Raw genomic sequence first — 23,460 nt, 5'->3', positions numbered from 1 at the left:
TTAAGAAGAAAATTAGCAACTTGCAACAGCTTATGAAGCTAGTTGTATCAAGGGATAAGAGAATTTCATGATTTTTTTTTGTGTTAAGGATACCGCAAACGTGTTGCAAGTTGTGTGATATGTATAAAAGTAAGTGAAAAAGCACCTAAACCCTTGGTATATAAAGGATTATAGTGAAAATGGTAGGGGAGTTAGGGAAAGGATACCGCAAACATGTTGCAAGTTAGTGAACGTAATGATTAAAAATGAATTGTAATAATTACCCTTGATATAAAAGGACTTGTTGACATTTATAGAATGAAAGTAGGGAAAGGATACCGCAAACACTGTTGCATCTTGTGAGAAAAATAAGGGCATGCATACCGCAAACGTGTTGCAAGTTGGATGATATGTATAAAAGTAAATGGAAAAGCACCTAAACCCTTGGTATATAAAGGTTTATGGTGAAGATGATAGAAAAGTTAGGGAAAGGATACCGCAAACATGTTGCATATTATGTATGTAACTTATAAAAAATATGAGAAAAATAGCTTGAAAACTTTAAAATGACATGATTTTTTTTAGAATTACTTAGTTGAGAAATAAATTATACTGTTGCAAGTTGAAAGAGATAGGGAAAGAATACCGCAAACGTGTTGCAAGTTGATTAGAAATAGGTAAGAGAAAGAGCAAACGTGTTGCAAGTTGAGAAATATAAGGCAAACAAAGCGCAAAAAGAATGTAAGTAAGGAGAAAGAGGTAAGAAAAAAAGCAACCTGTTGCAAGTTGAAGAGTTAAGGAAAGCAAGGCGCAAAAGAAATGTAAGAAGAAGAAATAGGGAAAAGAAAGAGCAGCATGTTGCAAGTTAAAGAGTTAAGGAAAGCAAAGCGCAAAAAGGATGTCAGTAAAGGAAAATAGGTAAGAGGAAGAACAACCTGTTGCAAGTTGAAGAGTTAAGGAAAGCAAGGCGCAAAAGAAATGTAAGAAGAAGAAATAGGGAAAAGAAAGAGCAGCATGTTGCAAGTTAAAGAGTTAAGGAAAGCAAAGCGCAAAAAGGATGTCAGTAAAGGAAAATAGGTAAGAGGAAGAACAACCTGTTGCAAGTTGAAGAGTTAAGGAAAGCAAGGCGCAAAAGAAATGTAAGAAGAAGAAATAGGGAAAAGAAAGAGCAGCATGTTGCAAGTTAAAGAGTTAAGGAAAGCAAAGCGCAAAAAGGATGTCAGTAAAGGAAAATAGGTAAGAGGAAGAACAACCTGTTGCAAGTTAAAGAGTTAAGGCAAACAAAGCGCAAAAGGAATGTAAGTAAGAAGAAATAGGTAAGAGGAAGAGCAACCTGTTGCAAGTTGAAGAGTTAAGGAAAGCAAAGCGCAAAAGAAATGCAAGTAGGTAGAAATAAGGAAGAGAAGGAGCAACCTGTTGCAAGTTGAAGAGTTAAGGAAAGCAAAGCGCAAAAGAAATGTAGGAAGAAGAAATAGGGAAAAGAAAGAGCAGTATGTTGCAAGTTGAGGAGTTAAGGAAAGCAAGGCGCAAAAGAAATGTAGGAAGAAGAAATAGGGAAAAGAAAGAGCAGCATGTTGCAAGTTCAGAAAAGAAAGTTGCAAAAGGAATGCAAGAAAAGCAGAATAGAGAAGAAAGAAACAAAAATTTGTAAATATCTGTTACAATAAATTAAATATAATAGTAGTTAAGATTTTTATACTGAGAATTATTTAATTGTGATCCATGGTTTAGGGAGGAAAAGAAAGTGGATAACTTATTACAAATGTTTCGAGATGCATTGTTAATCTCTGAGCCAATTTATAAAACTAACGAGCTAGTATGGAATAAGTGGAATGCATATTTTAAAGATGTTGAAAACAATAATAATAAAGTACTCACATCACCTCATGCTTCCCCATCATTTACTGCATTAGTGTCTTGGCTAGAGAAAAAACAAGAATCCGGTACTACATTAGTACAAATTTATGCCAAAATTGATTCCTATAAGGAAGAAATATATAAAGAAATTGAAGGATTTATAGACAAAGAATTCCAAAATATAGCTTCTTCAAGTTCCATAATAGTAGAAAATGATCAAAATATAGAAGAGACAAGTATAGTAAACCATGAGGATTATTATGAGGTAAATAACTCTGCTGTTTATTATAAGCTAAGAGATGGGATTGCAAAAAATCAATTTGAAGAAGATGAACTGAGTAAGGTTTTACAATATCCTATTGAAACAAAATCTTCTAATGGTGTAGCCCAGCTTTCTTCACACAAAGATGAAGATTTAAGACTTACTAATATAGAAGAAGCAGCTCGATGGAATACTCTTGTTGATGATGTAATGAGTAATATGGATGATTTAACGGCAGATTGTTTAGATGCAATTACAATACAATGGATAAACGAAGCAAAATCTCCAGACGAATTCATTGATTTTTCTTATGAGCAAGTTTTAGAGATGTGCAACATTCCAAAAACAGTAGTCAAAAATAAGGAATACTATAGAGCGGAAGATAAAATTAAAATAGCAAAAAGAATTGCAGCTTTAGCAAGTATTTTTATCTATTTAAATGATGAGAATGAAGTCGTAGTATTAAATGACCGTGAAGATGAAGGGGAACGACTAGAATTAAAGCGTGAGGTTGTTAAACGATTATTTGTATTAGATTCGGTTGTATTGTGGAGACATAGTGTTACAAATGAATATATGGGTATTGAATCTTGTCGTATTAAGCCAGGCAGCTTTTTAACCAATTATTTATACGGATCAAATAATACAACAGCATTATTGTCTAAAAAAGCACTTGAATACAATAGTTATAGACACAAATATCATAAAAGGTTAATACGATACTTAACATGGCAATGGAGAATTAGACAAATGTATTCATCATTGAAAAAGCCATATTCTATAGGTGGGGACAAAGGCCTGCTAGCAGTAATGGATATCCCGAAAGATTGGAAGCCTAATCGTATTAGAGAACAGTTAGAAAACGTTCTAATGGATTTAGAAAATGAAAAAGTAATCTCTCATTGGGAGTATAGTGATCCACTGGATGAACAACAAATTGGGAAACGTAATTGGTTTAAAAATTATTACACTAACTTAGGAATAACGATTTTGCCACCTGAAGAAATGTTACAGTCAATGGATAGGGTAATAGGAAAGAAGAGTATAGAGGAACCACAAGAGCAGTTACCGGAAGTAACAGTTGTTAAAGAAATAAAGAAGACTGTAGAATCAGTCGAACAAATAGAGAAAAAGATCCGTGACAAAATACTGAAAGTACACAATGAAAAAAAGGTAAGCATTCGTGAAATAGCAGATGAAATGAGTATTTCTCCGTCTACATTATCTAGGTTTTGTAATTATAAAACAAAACGTTTATCTAAAAAAGCATTAGAAAAGCTAACAAAATGGTGTGAAAGGCAAGAAATATTAGAAAAGATGTAACATAGACTAAATATTTCTTTTAATAATAGTCAAAGTAAAATACACATACATTATGTATGTGTATTTTACTTATTATTACCAATAATAGTCTGAATTTTCTTTATTGATGGTGGTTTTGGCGGGCGAAGATCCTACTGGAAAGTCATTATAGTTATGCTGTTTAATCCACTGCAATTAAATTTCTTGTCTTATCGATATGGTTCAGTAACATACGATATTCTTCTTCATACATATTGATACGTTGTAGAAGAGATTGATTCTCTGTTTTTAAATCTTCAATTTGATTTTGTAATTTTGTCAATTCATTCACATCTTTATAATTTTGTAGAAAGAGAATAATATCATCTAATGTAATAGACAAAGAGTTTTTTTCTTTTTCTGATGGGGAGAGGGGAATGTTGTTTCCCATTTTTCGGTCTTGTTTTGCTAGTTGTATTTCTTCTTGGTATTGTTTTCTCACATATGAATTCCAACGAAATCCACAAGCTGCGGGTGTTCTAGCTAGTAGTTTTGCTACTTCTTTGAATGCAGCTAACTGTGTTCCACCGTTACGAATATTCTGAAGTACTGTTGATGCGAGAAGTAAATCGTTATCATCAGTCCAGGAATCTTGTCTTGAGATTACCACGTTTTAACCCCCCTTATATGTTTTATATTATATATATGCAATTACTCAAAATGATAGAAGTTCAACTTCTCTTGAAATAATTGGGAGTAAGTTGGTAGAAGTATGTATGATTTTAAATGCAAAATTGCATTTAAGGTTGACTATTTCACGAGGTGTAACTATACTGGTTACAGTAATGCGACTGAATTAATAAAGTTGTTGGTATGAATTGGTTGTATTAATGATGTATAAACAAATATTAAAGAATGAATGGAGTTGAAAATATAGTTCTACATATAAAACGTTTGTATAAAAAGAAATTAGGTAATATACATTTTTTTATAACTATATACTAATAAGAAGAGGTGCATGTTTTGAAAATTTTTAAGGGAATTTTAGTTTCTTCAATTGCATTAACAGCATTTAATGGAGTAGGCAGTATACTTCCAAGTGAAAAATCAGAAGTTGCCTACGCAGCTACTTATAATTATTCAAATAAGCAATTGAATTCTACTGTACATAAGCAAGTTACTAAACAATTAATTTTAAAATTTAAAAATGAAGTGAATTTACCATATCAGGATGGAATAGAAAAATTCATTAAAGAAGAAAAACAAGATCCTGAATTAATTAGAATTTTAGCTGAATATCCAAATGTAACTATAAATCGACTTTTTAATTCTTTAAATCCTAAAGAAATTAAAAATCTAGGTAAAGAAATAAAAGATTCCGATCATATTTCTTCTAATTTGCTAAACTATTATATTGTAGAAACTCAAGATGATATTGATGTACAAGCATTACTTACAAAATTTGAAAAATCATCTCTTGTTGAAACGGCGTATTTACAGGAAGAAGAGGCGCCACCAGCAGAGCGTTTGCCAAACTTATCTGTTAATCCATATGATGAGCCTAGACTTACAAGACAAGGTTACCTTGAACCAGCACCATTAGGAATTAATGCACCTTATGCCTGGAGCATAAAAGGTGGAGATGGAAAAGGAACTACTTTCGTAGATATGGAGTATGGGTGGTTATTTAATCATGAGGATTTAGTGAATCAAAAGATTGAACTGATATCTGGACAGAATAAAAGCGAGCACCATGATCATGGTACCTCAGTCTTAGGAATTGTTTCGGCAGAGGATAATAATATAGGTGGAATTGGGATCGCACCGAAAGCTAAGGTAAAGGTTGTATCTCAGATTAGGGATAACGGAAATTATAATACAGCTGATGCTATTTTAAGTGCGGTTAACAATATGCAAGCTGGAGATATTCTTTTACTAGAGGCACAAGCAACTTACGATGGATATGGAGATAAGAACTATTTTCCTGTGGAAGTAAAACCAGACATATTTGATGCAATTCGTATGGGAACAAATAAGGGAATTATTATTATTGAAGCAGGTGCAAATGGCGGAAATGACTTGGATCAATTTAGAGACCGTAATGGTAAACAAGTTTTAAATCGTAATAGTCCTGATTTTAAAGATTCAGGGGCAATTATGGTTGGGGCAGCTTCTGCAAGGGTTCCTCATAAGCGTTCATATTTCTCTAATTACGGTAGTAGAGTGGATGTGTATGGATGGGGGAATGCAGTAGATACTACAGATGCTAAACCAAGTGAATTTATAACAAATTTATATACATCTAGTTTTGCTGGAACATCTAGCGCATCACCTATTATTGCTGGTGCTGCAGCATCAATTCAAGGAATAGCAAAAAATAATCAGGGGAGAGTATATACACCAAGTCAACTTAGGGATATTTTAAGTGATTCTAGCACCGGAACGAAATCAAATGATCCAACTTCTGATAAAATTGGTGTTTTACCTGACTTAAAAGCTATTTTATCTAAACTTGGTTTTTCACCAAACTTAGGTAATGATTCTTCCATTGTATTTCCTGAGGAACAAGAAATAAATAAAGGAAATAAGGGAAATGAAGGATCTACTATTACATTCCCGAAAGAAGATACCGCTAATAGTGGAGAGGACTCTAGCTTTATTTTCCCAGAATAATAGAAATACCTCCTATTAAGCATGGGGCAAAATAGTTTACTCAATAAGAACAAAGGATATGAATTCAATAGAAATATGAATTTATATCCTTTTTATTTTAAGCTGTTTTTACTACCTTACAAAAACGTAATGTTAGCGTAATGGAAATGAATTTTGGCAGCCAATAGATTAGGATATAATTTTTGTGAGAAAAGATATGAGGTGAATAATATGAAACGAATAGTGCTTATGTGTAGCTTTTTTGTGATGTTTACTGTGTTGTTATCCGGGTGTAATTTAAATCGTCTTGGTACAGATACATATTATGTGCAAATTACCAAGGATGGTGAAAAATTAAAAGAGAAAAATGTAAATGGGGATACGACTTACGAATATAAATTACCTGGATTTGATAAGGATGGTAAAGAGAAAGAAATGGAGTTTACAGCGTTAAAAAACCTTCGTAAAGAAGCGTTTTTACGTATATATTACTCTGAGAAAAAAGGTGTGAAATCTTGGGAAGAAGTGAAAAAAGGTGAACTCCCTACAAAGGTAAAAGAAAAATTAAAGGTGGATTAATATATAATTCTTTATCATTTTAGCCAAGAAGACTCCTTCCTCAAGGAGCGTGAAGGGTCACAGTCCAGTGAGTAGGTGGGAGATGAATTGGGTTTGAACAAGGGATGGCGGGAAGCCATCTTAATTGTTCGACATATAGAAAGTATTACTCCACTATCTATCGAATGTACGTTTGGTGTATAATGGTCATATACCGAAATGGAGGTGAATCAAATAATGATGAATAAAGCCTATAAGTTTCGTATCTATCCAAATCAAGCACAAGCAATTCTAATTAACAAAACGATTGGGTGTTCTCGTTTTGTATTCAATTATTTCCTATCCTTATGGGATCATGCATACAAAGAGACAGGAAAAGGCTTGACCTATGGTACATGCTCTGCCAAACTACCTGCCATGAAGAAAGAGCTTGTTTGGCTAAAAGAAGTGGATAGTATTGCGATTCAGTCGTCCGTTCGCAACCTTGCGGATGCTTATACGCGCTTTTTTAAAAAACAAAATAGCGCACCGCGCTTTAAATCTAAGAAGAACAACTTACAATCTTATACCACAAAACAAACAAATGAAAACATTGCCATTATAGGGAATAAAATAAAGTTGCCGAAACTAGGCCTTGTTCGATTTGCCAAAAGTCGTGAAGTAGAGGGACGTATTGTAAATGCTACAGTTAGACGGAACCCTTCTGGTAGATATTTTGTGTCACTATTAGTTGAAACAGAAATACAAGAACTTCCGAAAACACATTCTTACATTGGAATAGATGTAGGACTAAAAGATTTCGCTATTTTGTCAAATGGAACACACTATAAAAATCCGAAGTTTTTCCGATCATTAGAAGATAAGTTGGCGAAAGCACAGCGTGTTCTTTCTAGAAGAATGAAAGGATCTTCTCGCTGGAATAAACAACGAGTAAAGATAGCTAGAATTCATGAATACATATCAAATGCTAGAAAAGATTACTTGGACAAAATCTCAACTGAAATCATCAAAAACCACGATGTTATCGGTATAGAGGATTTGCAAGTATCGAATATGTTAAAAAATCATAAGTTAGCACAAGCAATTAGTGAGGTATCTTGGTTGCAATTTCGATCAATGTTAGAATACAAAGCAAAATGGTATGGCAAACAAGTCATTGTCGTATCGAAAACATTTGCTTCCAGCCAATTATGTTCCTGTTGTGGATATCAAAATAAAGACGTTAAAAATCTAAACCTACGTGAATGGGACTGTCCTTCTTGTCGTACACACCATGATAGGGATATTAACGCAAGTATCAATCTAAAGCATGAAGCGATAAGGCTTCTAACCGCAAGGACTGCGGGGTTAGCCTAATCAATTAGAGTTCGATAGAACTCTTTACTTAGGAATCCCTCACTTCTAAACGAAGTGAAAGTGGGGGTAGTTCAATAGAGCAATATATCCTCAAACTATTAGAATGTATATTGTGAAATAGGCGAAAGTTCTTTAGAGTTGTTAAAGTAAGAGGCTGACAGTTATTGTCAGTCTTTTAATTTTGCAGGAAGAAAATAAAAAAGGCATTTAACAGGAAAGTGTTGGATTATTAACAATTATTTAAGATCCAAAGCTACAATATATCTACTCCTGAACTATAATAATTTTAGGTCAGAAATAAGCTTCTGATTTTGTGAGGAGTTAAGTACTAAAAAAGCTTAATTTTGTTTACGTATTTATAGTCGTTTAAAGGATTTATGATTGGTTATGATATAATAAAATTCAAGTACAATAAGGGGGATTAATTAAATGATTTTTCAAAGCATGATAACAGCTATTATAGAAAAATTACAAGAGACGGTGAATCCCTATTGGATAATTGTGTTTGGATCAACGGCTGAGAACAGAGAACGAGAAGATAGTGATATTGATATAGCTTATGTAAGTGACACAACATTAGGGAACTATGAACGTTTTTTATTAGCACAGGAGTTAGCTAACATTGTTCAGAGGGATGTTGATTTAGTTGATTTATCCGAAGCTTCTACAGTTTTTCAAGCTCAGATTATACATACAGGAAAGACAATATTTTGTTCCGATGAAAAACGTAAGGTTATTTTTGAAATGAAAACTTTAAAAATGTATTCAAAATTGAATGAAGAACGACAGGTAGTATTTGATGATATAAAGAAAAGAGGTTCTATATATGAAGAATGAGGTTATTTTAAATAAAATTTCTACAATAGAGCGTTGTATAAAAAGAATCCAAGATGTGTATGGAAATGACCCTGAAAATTTAGAGGACTTTACAAAACAAGATTCAATAATATTGAATATACAAAGAGCTTGTGAAGCGAGTATTGATCTAGCAATGCATATTGTTGCTGGGAAAAAATTAGGACTACCCCAATCTAGTCGAGAGGCCTTTGATTTATTGGTTACAGCAGGATTCCTTAGCGCTGATCTAGCAAATAAGTTAAAGGCGATGGTTGGATTTCGTAATATTGCTGTTCATGATTATCAAAGTGTAAATTTAGATATTGTTCGTCAAATTATTGAAAAACATTTAACTGATTTCAAACTATTTACGAAGGAAGTAATGGGGATATTGGAATTTTAGGCGAAAGAACAGAATAATAAAGCTGAGAGATAAAGTAATTCTATGACTAAAAAACCAGCTATTGAAACAATTACTTAATTTCGTAAGAAGAAACGCGGTCATAAGATGAGTTTGTTTTTGATTTTAGCGAATAAAAACAATATAAAATAATAGAGTTTCAAAAAAATGGCCCTCCACCAGACCTTTTTTGGTCAGATGGAGGGCTATTTTTTTTCATGTTTTGACAAGTTGCGGTGAGATAAGCCTGCATTTGGACAGACTTCAGCCCCCGAAATCGAGCATATCGATAGCCATGTAGTTCTTTGGCGTCCGCAAAGCTTCGCTCTATAGTTGAATAGCGTACTTTGTAAAACTTTTTCCCTGTAACTGTTAGTTTGTTTTTTCTAGCGATATCCTTATATTTCTCCCATATATGATGAGTGATAACTTTTTGTTTCTTTGAAAAACATACCTCACGTAGCGGACAAACAGCGTAGTCTTCTGGGTTGGATTTATATTGATGATATCCTTCACGATCCGTTGTCGCATACTCTAAAATACACCCCATCGGACAAGCAAATGCATTCATTTCTTCTACATATTTAAATTGGCTTTTTGACCCTTTACGCTCCTTGAGGAAGGAGTCTTCTTGGCTAAAATGATAAATTTGAAGCTATAAAAGTAACAGAATTATGTAATAAGTGAATCAAAAAAACAACCCCAAAAGCAGACATGGTAACCTGATATTTTTCATTCTTTTTTTTATATACCCAATAAGCATAGTTATATAAAAGACCAATTATCGTTGTACCAACTATATAAGTGATTCCATATGGATGATTTAATCCAAATATAATTGAAGCTATTAATATGATAAGGTAATCGTGATTTTTAATGTAAGGAATCCAACTTAATAGCCAAAATAAAAATACTTGAAAAACTATTGTTTCATATATAGGTGCCGCTAATACCCCTAATAAAACTTGAAGAATAAGAGGTGCTTCTGTTATTGGGTTTTTTTGTATTTCAGGTAAGAATAGATCTAATGGTATTACAAATAAAAATGATCCTAATAAAATAAGAAAAATAAAAGAAATGGTAGGCAAAGCAAACATAAATCTATTTATTTTTTTGAGCATATATATTTCTCCTATAATCTTTTATTACATCTATACGAAAAGTAATAAATAATTGAGTCTCTTTTTGTTTGACATGTTTTTGTCTACTATTGATGAAAACCGTTCTGTAATTGAATTCTTGGCTTATATGTAGGTGTAGCGATAAAGTAGGGATATATTAACACTATATTGTTAATATTAAAATATTAAAGAGCTAAGTGAGATATTAAGTTCACACCAATTTTATGATGAATATAATATCAAGCCAGTTAAGGAAATATGCTGTATAGGACACGCTTGTACTGTTTATTTTACTATATGAATATTTAAGTGCATATAGTTTTGGAGGAGTATGTATTTTTGCATTTTTTAATACAAAAGTTTTTTGTTAAAAATTTACTTTCTGCGCTACCTCATATGAATTTAAGACACTTGAAGAGTAAAGGCCAAAAGAGTCTAAGTTTAGATTGTACAGGTAAATATTATAATATTATAGAAAAATAAGGGGAAAAGTTATAAAATAGGAGATTGAATTAAACTTTCAGATTTTATTGTTCTGCAAGATAAAAATAACTAAAGATGAGGCTCTTAAAAATTCTTATCTTTATTTAAAACTAACGATATTATAAAAAATCCTTGCTGAAGGTACTGCAACAAATCTAATTTGAAAATCTTTAGGAGATAAATATGGAATTTTAAATATTCTTAGTCGTCTATAAAACATTATAGCAATTATTATAGGCAAATCCTTTAATATCATCGATTTAGAAGAAATCAGTACAAATAGAAAAGATGAAGTGGTAGAAGTATTACGTCTTCCTTTTAATAGATTTCCAAGAGCAGCTGGACATATAAAAGATGCAATTGTAAATGAAAAAAATTGGAACATTTAGTTGAACGATTAGTATGCCATTTTAAAGTTTAAATTAATAACAGAAAGAGCACCTCTTAATATGTTACTACTTTGTTTTTGTATTGTTGAAAATAAGAAAGGAGAAATCAATGAAAAAATATTGGCATAAGCTATCGTTACTTCAAAAAAATGTATTACTAACGGTATTAGTAATTCTGACCCTTGTTGGAAGTATGGGAGCGTTAAGTTTTAATATGTTTCAAAATAGTATGATGTCTATATTTGAGAGGCAGTCTTTTGAAACAGGTGATGCGGTATTAAATCAATTAGATCTAGAAATAGTAAGAGATGTAGCAAAAGACCCCACAGCTCAAAGAGTGAAGAAAGAAAAATTGACAGAGCAATTAAATAAATCTATAAAAGATATGAAAAGTGTTGGACAAACATATGTTACAGGAGCCAAGCTAAATGAAAAAGCTGAATTACAAATAGTAGCTTTGGATACAGAATTAGCAAATACTGTTTCTGTAAAACCAGGTGAATACTATGAGCAGCCTACTTATTGGATGAAAACATATGATAAAGTAATACAAACAAAACAGGCACAAATGACAGAAGTGTATGAAGATGAATTAGGGTTCTGGGTAACAATTTTAGAGCCAGTTACAGATGAAAATAAAAATATAATTGCAATTGTTGCAGCGGATTTGGAAGCTTCTATTATTCCACTTACAAAGAAAAACTTTATGATACAAGGTTTACTATTTATTATAATTTCATTAACTATCGCAATTACAATTCAAATATTTATCTCACGAAACTCTCTATCGCCTTTAAAGGATTTACAAGAAGGGTTACGTAAAGTTGGTGAAGGGGATTTAAGTATTAAATTGAATGAAAGATCTGATGATATAGGGATAACTAATATCTATTTTAATAACACTATTAAAAAGTTTAATAAGATTATAGATAAAGTAAGGGAGACTGCTGAACAAGTTTCGACATCTTCACAGGAATTGTCGGTAAGTACAAAAGAGAATAGCATAGCCTTTAAAGAAATTGCAAGTGCTATTACAGGATTAAATTTAGGAGCACATTCTCATGAATATGTAGTGCAAAAATGTTTAGGGATTGTTCAAGAAATGGAAAGTAAGATGAAAGAAATTAAAGGAGCTGCAAAACAAGTTGGCAATGCTTTGGAAGACATGGAACAGCATTCTGTAGAGGGAAAAGATTTGATTAAGCAAATCGTGAATCAAATGAAAAGAATCCAAGATACAGTTCAGGATGTATCTTCTAGTATTTATGCATTCGAAGCACGATCTAAGGAAATTCATGAAATTCTTACTGTAATTACAACCATTTCAAATCAAACAAATTCATTAGCTTTAAATGCTTCTACTGAATCCTCATGTGCTGGAGAGATGGGGGAAGAATTTTCAGGTGTTGCGGACGAGGTACATATATTAGCGGAAAGAACCGAGGCATCTGCAAGGGATATAGCTAAATTAATTGGTGAAACCCAGGCTGAAGCAGAGAGAGCTGTAAGATCCATACAGAAGAGTTCAAAGGAAGTAGAAGTAGGAATAACACTTGTTCAAAGTAGTGGTGCTTTTTTTGAAAAGATTTCAGAATCTGCACAATCTGTTACAAATCAAATTAAAGCGACTTCGAATCATTCAAGTGAAATTCTAACAGATAATCAAACTATTGTTCAGTTTATAAATGAATTATCACACATTGCGAATACATATGTGAATAGTAGTAGTAATGTGGAGACAAGTATGAAAGAGCAAGAACTATATGTACAAGATATTGCAGAGTTAGCAAATTCTCTAAATTGGCTCTCGCAAGAGTTACAGGGGTTAATAGGGGAATTTAAAAGTAAGTAGGATAGAAGAAGGTAAAGGTATAGGGTATGACCTATACCTTTATTTATTCCCACATAAGGGATGAAAGCTTAGGTATATATGTAAAATAGCTAAACGAATAATTTTTTTGCATATTTTGTTGGAAATAGAGCATGATATTACCAAATTCAACGGAGGTGTTTAAAAAATGCAAATTCGCGAAAATAATAATTCAAACGAAATCTTAATAGCAGCTGCAGCAAGTGCAATTGAGCAAATGAAATATGAAATTGCTCAGGAGTTTGGTGTTACACTTGGACCAGATTCAACAGCACGAGCGAATGGTTCAGTAGGTGGAGAGATTACGAAACGTTTAGTTCGTATGGCGCAAGAGCAGTTATCTGGTCAATATAAAATTCACTAAAACTAAAGGTATATCCCATTGAAGGGATATACCTTTTTAATTTGTTTTTAAAGAGGATCGTTACATTTTTTATTATTGGTTAAGTTTAGAAACAGCAAATTTAGCTGTAAAATTCATCTTCTTCATGTACGTAGAATTTACACCTGCTTGAAATTGTACAGAAATATTACCGTCTTTTTGCGCTTTAAATACGCGACCATATGGGGAATTAGCATTGAATGTGCCAATTACTTGATTATCCGCATCAAAGACCGTATAAGAAATTGGGAACCCTGAATTTTGTACAAAGACTGTAAGTTCTTCCCCTTTTTTAAGATTAAATGATTCTTTTTGAGACACTTCATAGGAACTCATAGAGTAGTATTTTGTGACTTCTTGAATTTCTAAATTCGTAGTAGCTGCACTCGCTTTTGATGCCTCAGCCCCTGGTAAGTTTATACCTGAAAATACTGCAATTCCTAGTGCCCCTGCTAAAATCAATTTTTTCATAATAGTATTTCCTCCTTTAATATATTGTGAGATTTGAAACGAAAGTGAAAATTTCAATCCCTGAAACCATTATAGTTACAATGAGAATTATTTTCAATAAGGGTTAGTATGTAATTTTGCATATATAAAGTATTAACATAAGGTAATCAGTCAAGTTTTGAAGTATTCTTAACAGAAGGGAAGGAAAAAATTAAAAAATCATGAATGATATTGTAACCGAACTATATATCTTTTGAGAATATTCCGTCTGCATCAAGTGAATATATTATTAATTTTATTTGTATTTGTTTTTTATCATAAAACATTTTAAGGTTGATAAAGTTTCATTGAGTGGGATTATTAAACAAAAATTACAAATTATATGTTATGATAAAAAGGCAATAAAGTACATCATCCTGACTTTATTGTATGTGTTTAGCCTATGTATGTCGTTTGTATTAAAAATAAGAAGTCTCTTAAAAAGAGACTTCTTATTTTTTGTATGGAGGGGGTATTACAGATGATTGATTACTATCAAATGTTTTTAATTACTATGGCAGGTATTGCCTTATTTTTTTTATATACAACATGCTGGAAAACCAACGAAAAGAAACAAATGGAAGTTTTTAATTGTAGTATTTTATTTTACCTTTTGAATTATTTATTTCTTAAATTTTTATAGATAGATGTAGAGGAGATACGTTTATCATTCTAAAAAATAATGAAAGGAAGGTGTAATCCTTCCTTTCATTATCCAGTATGTCCGTGCGAATATTTAATAATATTTACAGTACTTTGAGTGCCTGTTGAAGGACTTGATCCAAAAGTTACTGTAACGACAATTAAAATACCAAGTAAGCTAACCGCTAATTTTTTCATTTTAATGCTCCTTTTTTAAAGTTTTTTTCATTGGCTTTACTAGCTTCATAAAAGTAATAGCTAGCTTTTAGATGATTATCTTCTTTGTAAAATTGGACTGCTAACTTTTCGGTATATTCATTTATATACTCATATAGTTCTTCTCGTTCAAAATAAGAAATTCCTTCTAAAACAGCTTTTTCTAAATCATTAGCACAACTATGAAGATTTATTTTTTCTAAAATATTAAAGTGATGAATATAGCCTTCGGTTCCCAATTGAGTAGAGAGTTGGAGGCCCTTTTTTATTAATTCTTGAGCAATTTCATGTTCTCCTAATTTATAATGTTCTCTAGCTTCAATGAATACGGCTTTATAATCGCTAGGTAGTTTTTGATTAACTTCAGATAAATATCTTAATGCTACTTCAGATAGATTCTGTGTAGCGTACATAAATCCTAGATTGTGACGGACAATTAAAATATTGTATTCTAAATTTTCTTTTTGGAATGTATCCATAGCAGAGATAAAGTGTTCCTCAGCTAACTCCCATTCCTTTAAATGAGTGCATGCTAATCCATATAAGTTATTACAAAAGGCAACTTTTAATTCATATCCAGAATGCTTTGAAAAAATATCTTTTGCCTTCATTACATGATTAATACATAAAATTGATCTATGTGTATGACAGTAGAAAATGGCTAACTCATAATGGAATTCAGCATGTTCAATCTCATCAGGTATGGTTTCTAACAAGTATTCGGCTTTATCGTAATGGATTTTTGCAAGGCTATGATTGCCAGTAACATTGGAATGAATGGCTTTAAAGAAGTGATAATAGTATGAAAGGAAATCGTCTGTAGGAGTTTTGTAAGCATCACTTTGTTTAAAGCTATCTTTAGAAATACTTAAGCTATCAATTAAATATTGATGCCTAAAATCTAGTAGTGAGTAGTATAATAATATCGTTTGATTTTCTTCTATATTATGGATTTTGTTTTCAATTTCTTGTTTAAGTAATTGAGCGGCGTCTACATGCCTAGCCCTAATTTCTTGATACCATTCATTTAATAAATGAGTTATTTGCTCGTTCCCCTGTATATGAACATTCATTGTTCAATTTCATCCTCTCCAAAGATATTATGCAGCAATTAGTATCATATCAGAAATTTCCTCTATCAAAATCTATTTAATAGCATTTATCAATATAAGACGGAATATTCTATCAATTTATATTTGTTGAGATTCAAGTAGTATGTATTATTGTAATTTGTATAACAATAACCTCTTTTTTCAATTTAAAGATTTGATCAAAATATATTTTTTTAACAGGAGGAAAGGGAGCTATACCTAAGTAATTATGTATAGGGATAATAGGAGAATAGAAATAAATAATAACGGGGAATTTGAAATGTTAGAGTTAAAAGAAAAGCAAGAGAGAAAAGAGATTTTGGAAGAAGATAAGATGTTTAATATCTTGTATTATGTGAATACAGATGAGTTAAATATTATTTCTGATTTTAAAGAATTAAAAGAGGGTTGTATTCGTATAGCAACAAACTTATATGGTAAAAATTCATCTGCTTTACAAGCTGTCCTACAAGCTTGTAAAGCAGCTTATATTTAATCTCTTAATAGGGTGTAGCTTATTATTCGCTATTAATAAATGGATAATAATATTTTGACATTAGAAAAGGGAACGCTTATAGAGTGTTTCCTTTTCTAATGTAATTGACTTTATTTTTTAGATCTCACATAACCAGCTGCTTGAGCATCAGCTTCTGAACAGAACCAAACAATATTGTCTTTTGTAGAATCATAATATTGTCCACCAGGAACATGGTATTTTTTCGAATTGGCATTTCCTTTAATTTGTCCTTTACAAGTGGTATTGGCTTCTTTGTCATCACTAGGATCATTTTGGAAAGGTTTCCGATTAGAACCGTTATGATTACCACTAGATGAGGAAACAACAGCATTACTTTTTTGTGAAGCTTCTTCCTGGGCCTTACGGTTAGCTTCTTCCTGAGCTTTACGGTTAGCTTCTTCCTGAGCTTTACGGTTAGCTTCTTCCTGAGCTTTACGTTGAGCTTCTTCTTGAGCTTTATGGTTAGCTTCTTCCTGAGCTTTACGTTGAGTCTCTTCTTGAGCTTTATGGTTAGCTTCTTCCTGAGCTTTACGTTGAGTCTCTTCTTGAGCTTTACGGTTAGCTTCTTCCTGAGCCTTACGGTCAGCTTCTTCTTGAGCTTTACGTTCAGTTTCTTCCTGAGCTTTACGTTGAGCTTCTTCCTTACTCTTTGTGTCTGCTGTATCTTTTTTAGTATCTTGTGAAGTGGCAACTTTGGTGTCTGCCTTTTGTACAGTTTGATTGGAAGTTGATTTTCCATCAATAAATACAATACCCATTAAAAAGAAAGCTAGTGCTAGATATAAATATGAATATACTACTTTCTTTCTGGTTTTAATTTGTATTTTGGGTAACACAAATTGTGGTTTAATTAATCCAATAATTAAAGCAAGTAAGCTTAACGGAAATCCCAAAAAACCAATATTAACAAGGGCAGGGCGGATAGAATTTGGAATAATTGCTTGAAGTATTAAAAATAAAATAAAGATATAAACAATGGAAGCAATAAACATTTTCCATGCGGTTTTAGAGCGATAACCAAAAATTTTTCTCCAGTTCATTTAAGAACCTCCTTATCTAAGATACTAGATTTTGCTCATAAATTATAATACTGTAATGATTTAATATTGAGATGCAATTCATCACCTCTCATTTAATAAAATTAATGTATTTATGTAACAAATATACATATCTAAGCATATCATTGTCGTTAACAAATTTTCCATTTTTTTATTTTCATTTTGTCTTGTTTACTCGAAAAATTTTAGTATATTAGAGATTTTAGATGCTTTATTTTGGCTCCTTCATTAGCAAATGAAAGGTTAATCATCATTTAAAAGGAAAACTTGGTGTTAAAATATGAATTAATATAAGATAGTAAGTATTAATTAATCTGTATAAGGAAGTGTGTAGGTATGAAGAGAAAAGTATCAGTGGTTGGTGCGGTAATTGTTAATGAAAATAATGAAGTCTTATGTGCATTACGTTCCCCGACAATGACGTTACCTGATTATTGGGAGTTTCCAGGTGGTAAGATAAACAAAGGAGAAGAACCATCAGCTGCATTAATTCGTGAAATTAAAGAAGAGCTTGGATGTACAATTGTTGTAGATGAGAAGGTAGAGGAAGTTGAGTGCGAGTATGAAACCATTGTTGTTCATCTTACTACATATAAAGCTAGAATCTTGGCAGGTAAGCCTAAAGCTCTTGAACATGCAGAGCTAAAATGGATGAGTATTAAGGATTTAAAGCATTTAAAGTGGGCACCCGCTGATGTTCCTACGGTAGAAGCACTGTAGGAATATTTTAATCAAATACCCTTGAGAATTATAATTTTATTATGTAATATATAATTATATTGTTAGTTTATTTGATTTCGTTTATTCCCACACCTACCTTCCTTATGTGTTGTGGTTGAGTTGTAGAAGCAAGTTTTTTCTTGTTTCAATTTTGAGAGGGCTTCTTTGAGCCGATTAGTGTATATAGCTTATTTTGCTATGCACGATTAATCGACTTAAAGGAGCCTTTTTTTGTTTTTTTAAGTGGAGGTTTAAAGTAGGTTTTAAGCTAAAGAGAAATATGATTGTTTAGAAGGAATATATAGTGATGAACTGAAGCCTATAGCACCTAACTAAAAGAGTTATATGAAATTATAGTAAGTTAAATCTCCTATAGAGATTTCAAAATACCGAAGTAATAAGCGCAGTTAAAGGGGAAGGTCCCAAATTCTTAAATGGACACAATAATGCATCTATAGAAGAGGAGAATTAAAATTGAAACCAACTAGAGAAAAGTACGTAATTAATGGGGAGTACACAATAGAACGTAAGCTTTTACATAATGAAATCATTAAATTATTTCTAAATGATCAACCGCAGCAAGAGCAAGAACCTGAGGCTATATTACTTGGTGGTGGTTCTGCTGCTGGAAAAAGCTCAATTGGAGAGTTAGTAAGTAAGGGATATAAACATCAGAAACAAAACATGGTTTGGATAGATCCTGATAAGATCAAAGAAAAAATACCAGAATATCAAGAGTTAATAGAATCCGGAAACATTGAGTTAATAAAACAAGCAGCTTTTTTAGTTCATGATGAAAGTAGTGATATTACCATGAAACTTTTAAAAATCTGCATGAAAAGAAAAATAAACTGTATGTATGATGGTACAATGAAAAATGAAGTAAAATACAAAAAGTTAATTCAACAATTAAGACTAGCAGGTTTTAGTATTAAAGCAATTATTGTAGATGTTCCAATCAAGGTTGCCTTAGAGCGATCCAATTTGCGTTTTAAAGTAACAGGAAGATTGGTACCCCAAAGTATAATTGAAGAAAGCCATATGAAAGTAGCGACTACTTTTTCTAAAATTAAAGATTTAATAGATTGCTATACTTTATATGATAATACAGGGAAGGAACCAGAAGTTTTTGCTTTTAAAGAATCAAAACGAGTAAAAGAAATTATTGTTGATGAATGTAGAAATAATCAATTTATCGAGAAATCAGCTCTTGTTTTCAAGTGAATATATATCGTTTAAGTTTTATAAGATAATTAATAGATATTATCCTGACATTTTATTATATTATTGATATAATAAATACAGGAGGCGATATAAATGGAACTTAAAGACCTTATGAATTATATTGAAGAAAACAAAGAAGAACATTTTCATGATTTAATCGCTAAAAATGAACGGGAAATTGTAAAAAAAGAAGAAGAAGAGAAATAAAAAATTTAAAATAGAAGAGTTGGCCTTTTGGGTCAACTCTTTTGTTTTTATAAATGGATATAAAGTTGGATTTCTCAATTGTTGAGTAAAAGGAATTGCAGAATTTTTCTGTAGAGAAGGTTGTTTGGTATTGAAAATGAAACAGACAATTTGCTAATCATAGGAGAGTTTTTTAGTATTATATTAAATAGAAAATAGCGTAATGAGTTAACGCTTTAGGAGAGAGTATATGAATCATTTTATTGTTATGCAGGGGCATACATATCAAGAGGAAAAAGGATTAGAAATTATTTGGTCACCTAAAAAGGATAGAGGCGGTAATGTACCACATTCATGGAAAAGAATGATGGATGTAAAAGAGGGGGATCGAATCTTTCATTATGTAAAAGGGAATATTGTAGCAGTTAGTATAGCTGAAGAAGATTGTAAGGAATCGAATAAACCATCGATTATGAAAAGCCATGATCAATGGAATGATGAAGGCTATTTGGTATCTTTAAAATATCATGAGTTAGAAAAACCAATTAATATACGTGAGAAATTTGAAGAGATATCGCACCTGTTGCCAATTAAATATTCACCTTTTCAATCAGATGCAAATGGAAACCAAGGTTATTTATATCCATGTAATGAAGAATTAGCCCTTAAATTAATGGAACTAATTGGTGATTCAAACATTTATAAAATCAATGATGAGCAATTAGAGTTGGCAGTTGATCCGGTAAGAAGGACAGAAAACAATACATTAATTCCGGTTATAGCTGAGACGGAATCCGAAGTAAAAGCGAAAATCCGAATTGGACAGCAAAAATTTAGAGAGGAATTAATGGAGATTTGGAACGGAAAATGTGCATTATGCGGAATAAATTTACCAGAATTGTTAAGAGCAAGTCATTCTAAGCCATGGAAAGATAGTACAAGTATGGAACGCTTAGATCCGTATAACGGTGTACTACTGTGCTGTAATCATGATGCTCTTTATGATAAAGGTTTTATCACATTTGATGGCCAGGGACGACTGCATATTTCCTCATTAATAGTGGAAACAGATTATTTGAAATTTGGATTAATACCAAAAGCTAAGATAGGAATTCAACCGGAGAATAAATTATACTTTAAGTGGCATAAGAGGAATATTTTTAAAGGAAAATAGTATAATTTTTAACTTCAAGGACAGGAAGAACATAAGAGAGACGAATTGGGTTATCCAGTAAAGGGGAATGGTACATGTATAACTGTAATCAATGTGGGACAGAAATGATTATGCAATTACAAGATAGATATAGAGAATAGTGTCCCAAATGTGAAGGGCTTAAACCAAATAACTTGGTATACTATAATCTATATGAATTACTAGATTATATGGAAGCGAATCGCTACATGAGTAAGGAAAATATGCTACATAATTTTTTGAAGTGGGAGTTTGATTTAACAAAAGGGAATATATTTAAGTTATATTTAGGCGTAGATCAATATGATCAATTCAATGATGAGGATTTCACAAGACGATTAGAGGACTATATGAAGGGGATTCGATTAAAATTAAATGTTAAATATGAAGATGATTATATCTGGATTAAGGTTAATTAGATGGAATTCCAGATGTAATGAATTTTGTTTTAAAGAGATAGTAAGTAATTGAGAGGGGATTAATGGTGATGGAAGATTTGCAAAATGCAGTAATAAAATTTCGAGATGAGAGAAATTGGGGGCAGTTTCATAATGCGAAGGATCTAGCAATCTCGTTAAATTTAGAAGCATCAGAGTTGCTTGAGGCTTTTCAATGGAAGTCTAGTGAAGAAGCAACAGAGACGAAAATGCAGGACATAAAAGAAGAAATGGCGGATGTAATGATTTATTTACTTATGCTAAGTGATAAATTAAATATTGATCTAGAAGAAGTAGTACATGCAAAGTTGGAAAAGAATGCAGAGAAATATCCTGTAGAAAAAGCATTTGGAAGCAATAAAAAATATAACGAACTGTAAAACTATAATCGTTTTACAGTTTTTTGAAATGCTTATGAGAAAGCAGATGGTTGAGATCATGATTTGATGTATGGATTGTATTTTAAAAGTATGAAATCCATACATCCTTAAGTATTATTAAAATTAAAAAGTAGGGAGTTATTCAAATGCTATCATTTGCAGCAAAATTATCTTCATTTTACATAATTAAAAAGAAGCGAAAAGAGTTTGAGCAAGGTTATATTAGAGACCCTAAAATAGATGGAATACCAGTAGTTTATATTCAACGAGATAAAAAGAATTTATATGTAGGTAAATCCACAGATATTTATGGCCGTTTCATTGCACATTTAAATGATGAAGATAAAACATTCAAGGAAGTTATTGTGATAAAGAGTGATTTATTTAATGAAAGCTCAATTAAACATATTGAAACATTATTAATTGAATATTTATTAGCGGATGAAAAATTTAACTTACTAAATAAAGTCAGAGGACAAAAAATTCATTCCTATAATGGAATTGAAAATGTTGAAAATATGTTTGGAGAAATTTGGGCTCAGTTAATGAAAGAAGGTATAGCTAGTGAGAATTTAGGTGAGATACATAATAAATTTATTTATAAATATTCACCATTTAAAGAGTTATCGGCTAATCAAATTGAGGTTTGTAAAGACATTTTTAATACAATGCTTACTACATCAAATAGTCGACATTTGATTACAGGGGACCCGGGTACTGGTAAAACAATTGTATTAACAAACATCTTATATGCGCTTGCTTATGACAGTGAAACTGGTAAAGTGAGAGAGGGATTGAATTATAAGGATATAGCACTTGTTGTTCCACAAAATCACTCATTAAATTTATATAAGAGCTTGATGAACAAACTAGGTCTACAAAGTATTACAGTACTGTCACCTTCACAATTTATTAAGCAGGCAAAAAGTAGGGACACAAAATATAAATATGTTTTTGTGGACGAAGCACATCGTCTAAAACAATATTTTGGTAAACAAGCACGTGATTTAAAACATTTAGTCACCGATAATGGTTATACAACTGAGTTGGAATTAATAGAAACATTTGCGTATCACTTAACTGTGGTTTATGATCCATACCAAACAATTCGACCAGCAGATATAAATACAGATGTATTCCAGCAGTTGACAGCAAATTATAAGAGGCATCCCTTACATAAACAATTCCGTTTAAAATCTGGAGATCAATATTTAGCATGGCTTCGTAAATATTTACAAATAGCAAATAATGTTGGAGTGTATGAAGAAGGGTTATTGCGGGGCTATGATTTTAAGGTAATAGACTCTATTACAGAATTGAATCAATCTATGAAAATGTTAAATGAAAAACATGAATTATGTCGTGTAGTCGCGGGTTATTCTTGGAAATGGATTACACAGAAGGACAAAAATCATTATGATATAAAAGATCCTGTTACAGGTGAGACATTCAAATGGAACTCAAAGGTAAAAGGTTGGATTAACTTTGAGAATAGTATAGAGGAAATAGGATGTATACATACTACACAAGGTGCGGATTTAAATTATGTTGGTGTGATTTTAGGAGCTGAAATTGATTGTGATTACGCAGGTGAAGAAAATGGAGACTATGATTTAAATAAGGCTAAGATTGTAGTGAATCCAAAAGAATATAAAGATCGAAACGGTCTTCCAATTAAGGGAACAGATATAAATAATGAGGAGTTAACATCCTATATTAAACGTATTTATTATGTATTATTATCTCGCGGAATAAATGGATGTTATGTCTATGCAGTAAATCAAAATATGCAAAGATATTTAAAGGAGATAGCAAAAGTAAGTCAATAATTATGAAAAGGGGTTACCTTTAATGTGGTAGTCCCTGCCAATTAGATAGCAT

Annotated in this window: 21 protein-coding genes and 3 pseudogenes; 17 read left to right on the top strand and 7 right to left on the bottom strand. The window is 31.7% G+C overall.

The features are described 5' to 3' along the window. The first annotated feature begins 1,471 nt into the window (after positions 1 to 1,471). Both ACXKY9_RS32210 and ACXKY9_RS32205 read left to right on the top strand, forming a co-directional pair. On the top strand, positions 1,472 to 1,630 hold the full coding sequence (locus ACXKY9_RS32210; RefSeq protein ID WP_165370621.1) for a hypothetical protein: 159 nt from the start codon (positions 1,472 to 1,474) through the stop codon (positions 1,628 to 1,630). Between the two features lie 93 nt (positions 1,631 to 1,723). Further along, positions 1,724 to 3,421 (top strand): helix-turn-helix domain-containing protein, encoded by a 1,698-nt coding sequence (locus ACXKY9_RS32205; RefSeq protein WP_016090252.1) that lies wholly within the window; start codon positions 1,724 to 1,726, stop codon positions 3,419 to 3,421. Positions 3,422 to 3,581: 160 nt separating this feature from the next. Here the strand turns inward: ACXKY9_RS32205 and ACXKY9_RS32200 are convergent, their stop codons facing one another. Beyond that, entirely contained in the window at positions 3,582 to 4,049 is a 468-nt protein-coding gene (locus ACXKY9_RS32200) for an RsfA family transcriptional regulator (protein ID WP_016090253.1), read from the bottom strand. A 353-nt stretch (positions 4,050 to 4,402) separates the two neighbouring features. Here ACXKY9_RS32200 and ACXKY9_RS32195 point away from each other — a divergent pair, with 353 nt between their 5' ends. From ACXKY9_RS32195 to hepT, 5 genes are all read left to right on the top strand, one after another. Continuing rightward, positions 4,403 to 6,052 carry a S8 family peptidase gene (locus tag ACXKY9_RS32195; protein ID WP_000688781.1) on the top strand — a complete coding sequence of 550 codons (1,650 nt, stop codon included), beginning with the start codon at positions 4,403 to 4,405 and terminating at the stop codon, positions 6,050 to 6,052. A gap of 210 nt (positions 6,053 to 6,262) precedes the next feature. Continuing rightward, a complete protein-coding gene (locus ACXKY9_RS32190) occupies positions 6,263 to 6,610 on the top strand; it encodes a YxeA family protein (protein WP_016090254.1) in 348 nt (115 codons plus the stop codon). A gap of 216 nt (positions 6,611 to 6,826) precedes the next feature. Continuing rightward, positions 6,827 to 7,945 carry an IS200/IS605 family element RNA-guided endonuclease TnpB gene (tnpB, locus tag ACXKY9_RS32185; protein ID WP_040120030.1) on the top strand — a complete coding sequence of 373 codons (1,119 nt, stop codon included), beginning with the start codon at positions 6,827 to 6,829 and terminating at the stop codon, positions 7,943 to 7,945. 429 nt (positions 7,946 to 8,374) lie between these two features. After that, positions 8,375 to 8,782: a type VII toxin-antitoxin system MntA family adenylyltransferase antitoxin gene (mntA, locus tag ACXKY9_RS32180; protein WP_000577229.1), complete on the top strand. Its 408-nt coding sequence runs from the start codon at positions 8,375 to 8,377 to the stop codon at positions 8,780 to 8,782. Beyond that, positions 8,772 to 9,185: a type VII toxin-antitoxin system HepT family RNase toxin gene (gene hepT / locus ACXKY9_RS32175; RefSeq protein WP_016090256.1), complete on the top strand. Its 414-nt coding sequence runs from the start codon at positions 8,772 to 8,774 to the stop codon at positions 9,183 to 9,185. Before mntA ends, hepT begins: the two co-directional genes overlap by 11 nt. 123 nt (positions 9,186 to 9,308) lie before the next feature. On the opposite strand, the pseudogene ACXKY9_RS32170 reads toward hepT, so the two are convergent. Together ACXKY9_RS32170 and ACXKY9_RS32165 are read right to left on the bottom strand one after the other, a co-directional pair. After that, positions 9,309 to 9,783 (bottom strand): annotated as a pseudogene (locus tag ACXKY9_RS32170) (transposase); the annotation flags it as partial. 34 nt (positions 9,784 to 9,817) lie between these two features. Continuing rightward, positions 9,818 to 10,303: a CPBP family glutamic-type intramembrane protease gene (locus ACXKY9_RS32165; protein ID WP_000913857.1), complete on the bottom strand. Its 486-nt coding sequence runs from the start codon at positions 10,301 to 10,303 to the stop codon at positions 9,818 to 9,820. Between the two features lie 981 nt (positions 10,304 to 11,284). On the opposite strand from ACXKY9_RS32165, the gene ACXKY9_RS32160 reads away from it, so the two are divergent. After that, a complete protein-coding gene (locus ACXKY9_RS32160) occupies positions 11,285 to 13,027 on the top strand; it encodes a methyl-accepting chemotaxis protein (RefSeq protein WP_016090258.1) in 1,743 nt (580 codons plus the stop codon). A gap of 166 nt (positions 13,028 to 13,193) precedes the next feature. After that, positions 13,194 to 13,409 carry an alpha/beta-type small acid-soluble spore protein gene (locus ACXKY9_RS32155; protein WP_001167047.1) on the top strand — a complete coding sequence of 72 codons (216 nt, stop codon included), beginning with the start codon at positions 13,194 to 13,196 and terminating at the stop codon, positions 13,407 to 13,409. Positions 13,410 to 13,481: 72 nt separating this feature from the next. Here ACXKY9_RS32155 and ACXKY9_RS32150 read toward each other — a convergent pair whose 3' ends face one another. Then, positions 13,482 to 13,898, bottom strand: a complete 417-nt coding sequence (locus ACXKY9_RS32150; RefSeq protein WP_000733519.1) for a hypothetical protein — start codon at positions 13,896 to 13,898, stop codon at positions 13,482 to 13,484. Positions 13,899 to 14,397: 499 nt separating this feature from the next. On the opposite strand from ACXKY9_RS32150, the pseudogene ACXKY9_RS32145 reads away from it, so the two are divergent. Continuing rightward, positions 14,398 to 14,559: pseudogene (locus ACXKY9_RS32145) on the top strand (hypothetical protein). A 68-nt stretch (positions 14,560 to 14,627) separates the two neighbouring features. Here the strand turns inward: ACXKY9_RS32145 and ACXKY9_RS32140 are convergent. Together ACXKY9_RS32140 and ACXKY9_RS32135 are read right to left on the bottom strand one after the other, a co-directional pair. Then, positions 14,628 to 14,756, bottom strand: coding sequence for a hypothetical protein (locus tag ACXKY9_RS32140; RefSeq protein ID WP_000732003.1), 129 nt, complete (start codon positions 14,754 to 14,756; stop codon positions 14,628 to 14,630). Continuing rightward, positions 14,753 to 15,847 carry a Rap family tetratricopeptide repeat protein gene (locus ACXKY9_RS32135; RefSeq protein ID WP_016090260.1) on the bottom strand — a complete coding sequence of 365 codons (1,095 nt, stop codon included), beginning with the start codon at positions 15,845 to 15,847 and terminating at the stop codon, positions 14,753 to 14,755. Before ACXKY9_RS32135 ends, ACXKY9_RS32140 begins: the two co-directional genes overlap by 4 nt. A gap of 298 nt (positions 15,848 to 16,145) precedes the next feature. Between ACXKY9_RS32135 and ACXKY9_RS32130 the strand changes: the two genes are divergently transcribed. After that, complete coding sequence (locus tag ACXKY9_RS32130) at positions 16,146 to 16,361, top strand: M4 family metallopeptidase (RefSeq protein WP_016090261.1); 216 nt, start codon at positions 16,146 to 16,148, stop codon at positions 16,359 to 16,361. Positions 16,362 to 16,471: 110 nt separating this feature from the next. Here ACXKY9_RS32130 and tolA read toward each other — a convergent pair whose 3' ends face one another. Then, positions 16,472 to 17,422 (bottom strand): cell envelope integrity protein TolA, encoded by a 951-nt coding sequence (tolA, locus tag ACXKY9_RS32125; protein ID WP_153580423.1) that lies wholly within the window; start codon positions 17,420 to 17,422, stop codon positions 16,472 to 16,474. A 354-nt stretch (positions 17,423 to 17,776) separates the two neighbouring features. Between tolA and ACXKY9_RS32120 the strand changes: the two genes are divergently transcribed. The 6 genes and pseudogenes from ACXKY9_RS32120 (at position 17,777) to ACXKY9_RS32095 (ending at position 23,408) form a co-directional block, all read left to right on the top strand. Continuing rightward, entirely contained in the window at positions 17,777 to 18,160 is a 384-nt protein-coding gene (locus tag ACXKY9_RS32120) for a (deoxy)nucleoside triphosphate pyrophosphohydrolase (RefSeq protein WP_000824502.1), read from the top strand. Positions 18,161 to 18,634: 474 nt separating this feature from the next. Next, positions 18,635 to 19,384: a zeta toxin family protein gene (locus ACXKY9_RS32115; RefSeq protein ID WP_016090264.1), complete on the top strand. Its 750-nt coding sequence runs from the start codon at positions 18,635 to 18,637 to the stop codon at positions 19,382 to 19,384. A gap of 436 nt (positions 19,385 to 19,820) precedes the next feature. Then, a complete protein-coding gene (locus ACXKY9_RS32110) occupies positions 19,821 to 20,744 on the top strand; it encodes an HNH endonuclease (protein WP_016090265.1) in 924 nt (307 codons plus the stop codon). Positions 20,745 to 20,818: 74 nt separating this feature from the next. Further along, positions 20,819 to 21,181 (top strand): annotated as a pseudogene (locus ACXKY9_RS32105) (hypothetical protein). Positions 21,182 to 21,249: 68 nt separating this feature from the next. Further along, positions 21,250 to 21,579, top strand: a complete 330-nt coding sequence (locus ACXKY9_RS32100; RefSeq protein ID WP_033679414.1) for a nucleotide pyrophosphohydrolase — start codon at positions 21,250 to 21,252, stop codon at positions 21,577 to 21,579. Positions 21,580 to 21,725: 146 nt separating this feature from the next. After that, a complete protein-coding gene (locus ACXKY9_RS32095) occupies positions 21,726 to 23,408 on the top strand; it encodes a DUF2075 domain-containing protein (protein WP_016090268.1) in 1,683 nt (560 codons plus the stop codon). Positions 23,409 to 23,460 lie beyond the last annotated feature (52 nt).

This window comes from Bacillus sp. 2175 (assembly GCF_057812155.1).
The sequence above is the reverse complement of the archived record's forward strand: the minus strand, read 5'-3'. Positions and strand labels throughout refer to the sequence as shown.

What these genes read in the sequence shown, in the direction of transcription:
- tnpB (WP_040120030.1), top strand. Translation starts at nt 6,827, where the DNA reads ATGATGAATAAAGCCTATAAGTTTCGTATCTATCCAAATCAAGCACAA.
- ACXKY9_RS32190 (WP_016090254.1), top strand. Translation starts at nt 6,263, where the DNA reads ATGAAACGAATAGTGCTTATGTGTAGCTTTTTTGTGATGTTTACTGTG.
- hepT (WP_016090256.1), top strand. Translation starts at nt 8,772, where the DNA reads ATGAAGAATGAGGTTATTTTAAATAAAATTTCTACAATAGAGCGTTGT.
- ACXKY9_RS32160 (WP_016090258.1), top strand. Translation starts at nt 11,285, where the DNA reads ATGAAAAAATATTGGCATAAGCTATCGTTACTTCAAAAAAATGTATTA.
- ACXKY9_RS32155 (WP_001167047.1), top strand. Translation starts at nt 13,194, where the DNA reads ATGCAAATTCGCGAAAATAATAATTCAAACGAAATCTTAATAGCAGCT.
- ACXKY9_RS32095 (WP_016090268.1), top strand. Translation starts at nt 21,726, where the DNA reads ATGCTATCATTTGCAGCAAAATTATCTTCATTTTACATAATTAAAAAG.
- ACXKY9_RS32140 (WP_000732003.1), bottom strand. Translation starts at nt 14,756, where the DNA reads ATGAAAAAATTAGCGGTTAGCTTACTTGGTATTTTAATTGTCGTTACA.
- ACXKY9_RS32100 (WP_033679414.1), top strand. Translation starts at nt 21,250, where the DNA reads ATGGAAGATTTGCAAAATGCAGTAATAAAATTTCGAGATGAGAGAAAT.
- ACXKY9_RS32135 (WP_016090260.1), bottom strand. Translation starts at nt 15,847, where the DNA reads ATGAATGTTCATATACAGGGGAACGAGCAAATAACTCATTTATTAAAT.
- ACXKY9_RS32110 (WP_016090265.1), top strand. Translation starts at nt 19,821, where the DNA reads ATGAATCATTTTATTGTTATGCAGGGGCATACATATCAAGAGGAAAAA.
- ACXKY9_RS32120 (WP_000824502.1), top strand. Translation starts at nt 17,777, where the DNA reads ATGAAGAGAAAAGTATCAGTGGTTGGTGCGGTAATTGTTAATGAAAAT.
- ACXKY9_RS32130 (WP_016090261.1), top strand. Translation starts at nt 16,146, where the DNA reads ATGTTAGAGTTAAAAGAAAAGCAAGAGAGAAAAGAGATTTTGGAAGAA.
- ACXKY9_RS32150 (WP_000733519.1), bottom strand. Translation starts at nt 13,898, where the DNA reads ATGAAAAAATTGATTTTAGCAGGGGCACTAGGAATTGCAGTATTTTCA.
- ACXKY9_RS32210 (WP_165370621.1), top strand. Translation starts at nt 1,472, where the DNA reads ATGTTGCAAGTTGAGGAGTTAAGGAAAGCAAGGCGCAAAAGAAATGTA.
- ACXKY9_RS32165 (WP_000913857.1), bottom strand. Translation starts at nt 10,303, where the DNA reads ATGCTCAAAAAAATAAATAGATTTATGTTTGCTTTGCCTACCATTTCT.
- mntA (WP_000577229.1), top strand. Translation starts at nt 8,375, where the DNA reads ATGATTTTTCAAAGCATGATAACAGCTATTATAGAAAAATTACAAGAG.
- tolA (WP_153580423.1), bottom strand. Translation starts at nt 17,422, where the DNA reads ATGAACTGGAGAAAAATTTTTGGTTATCGCTCTAAAACCGCATGGAAA.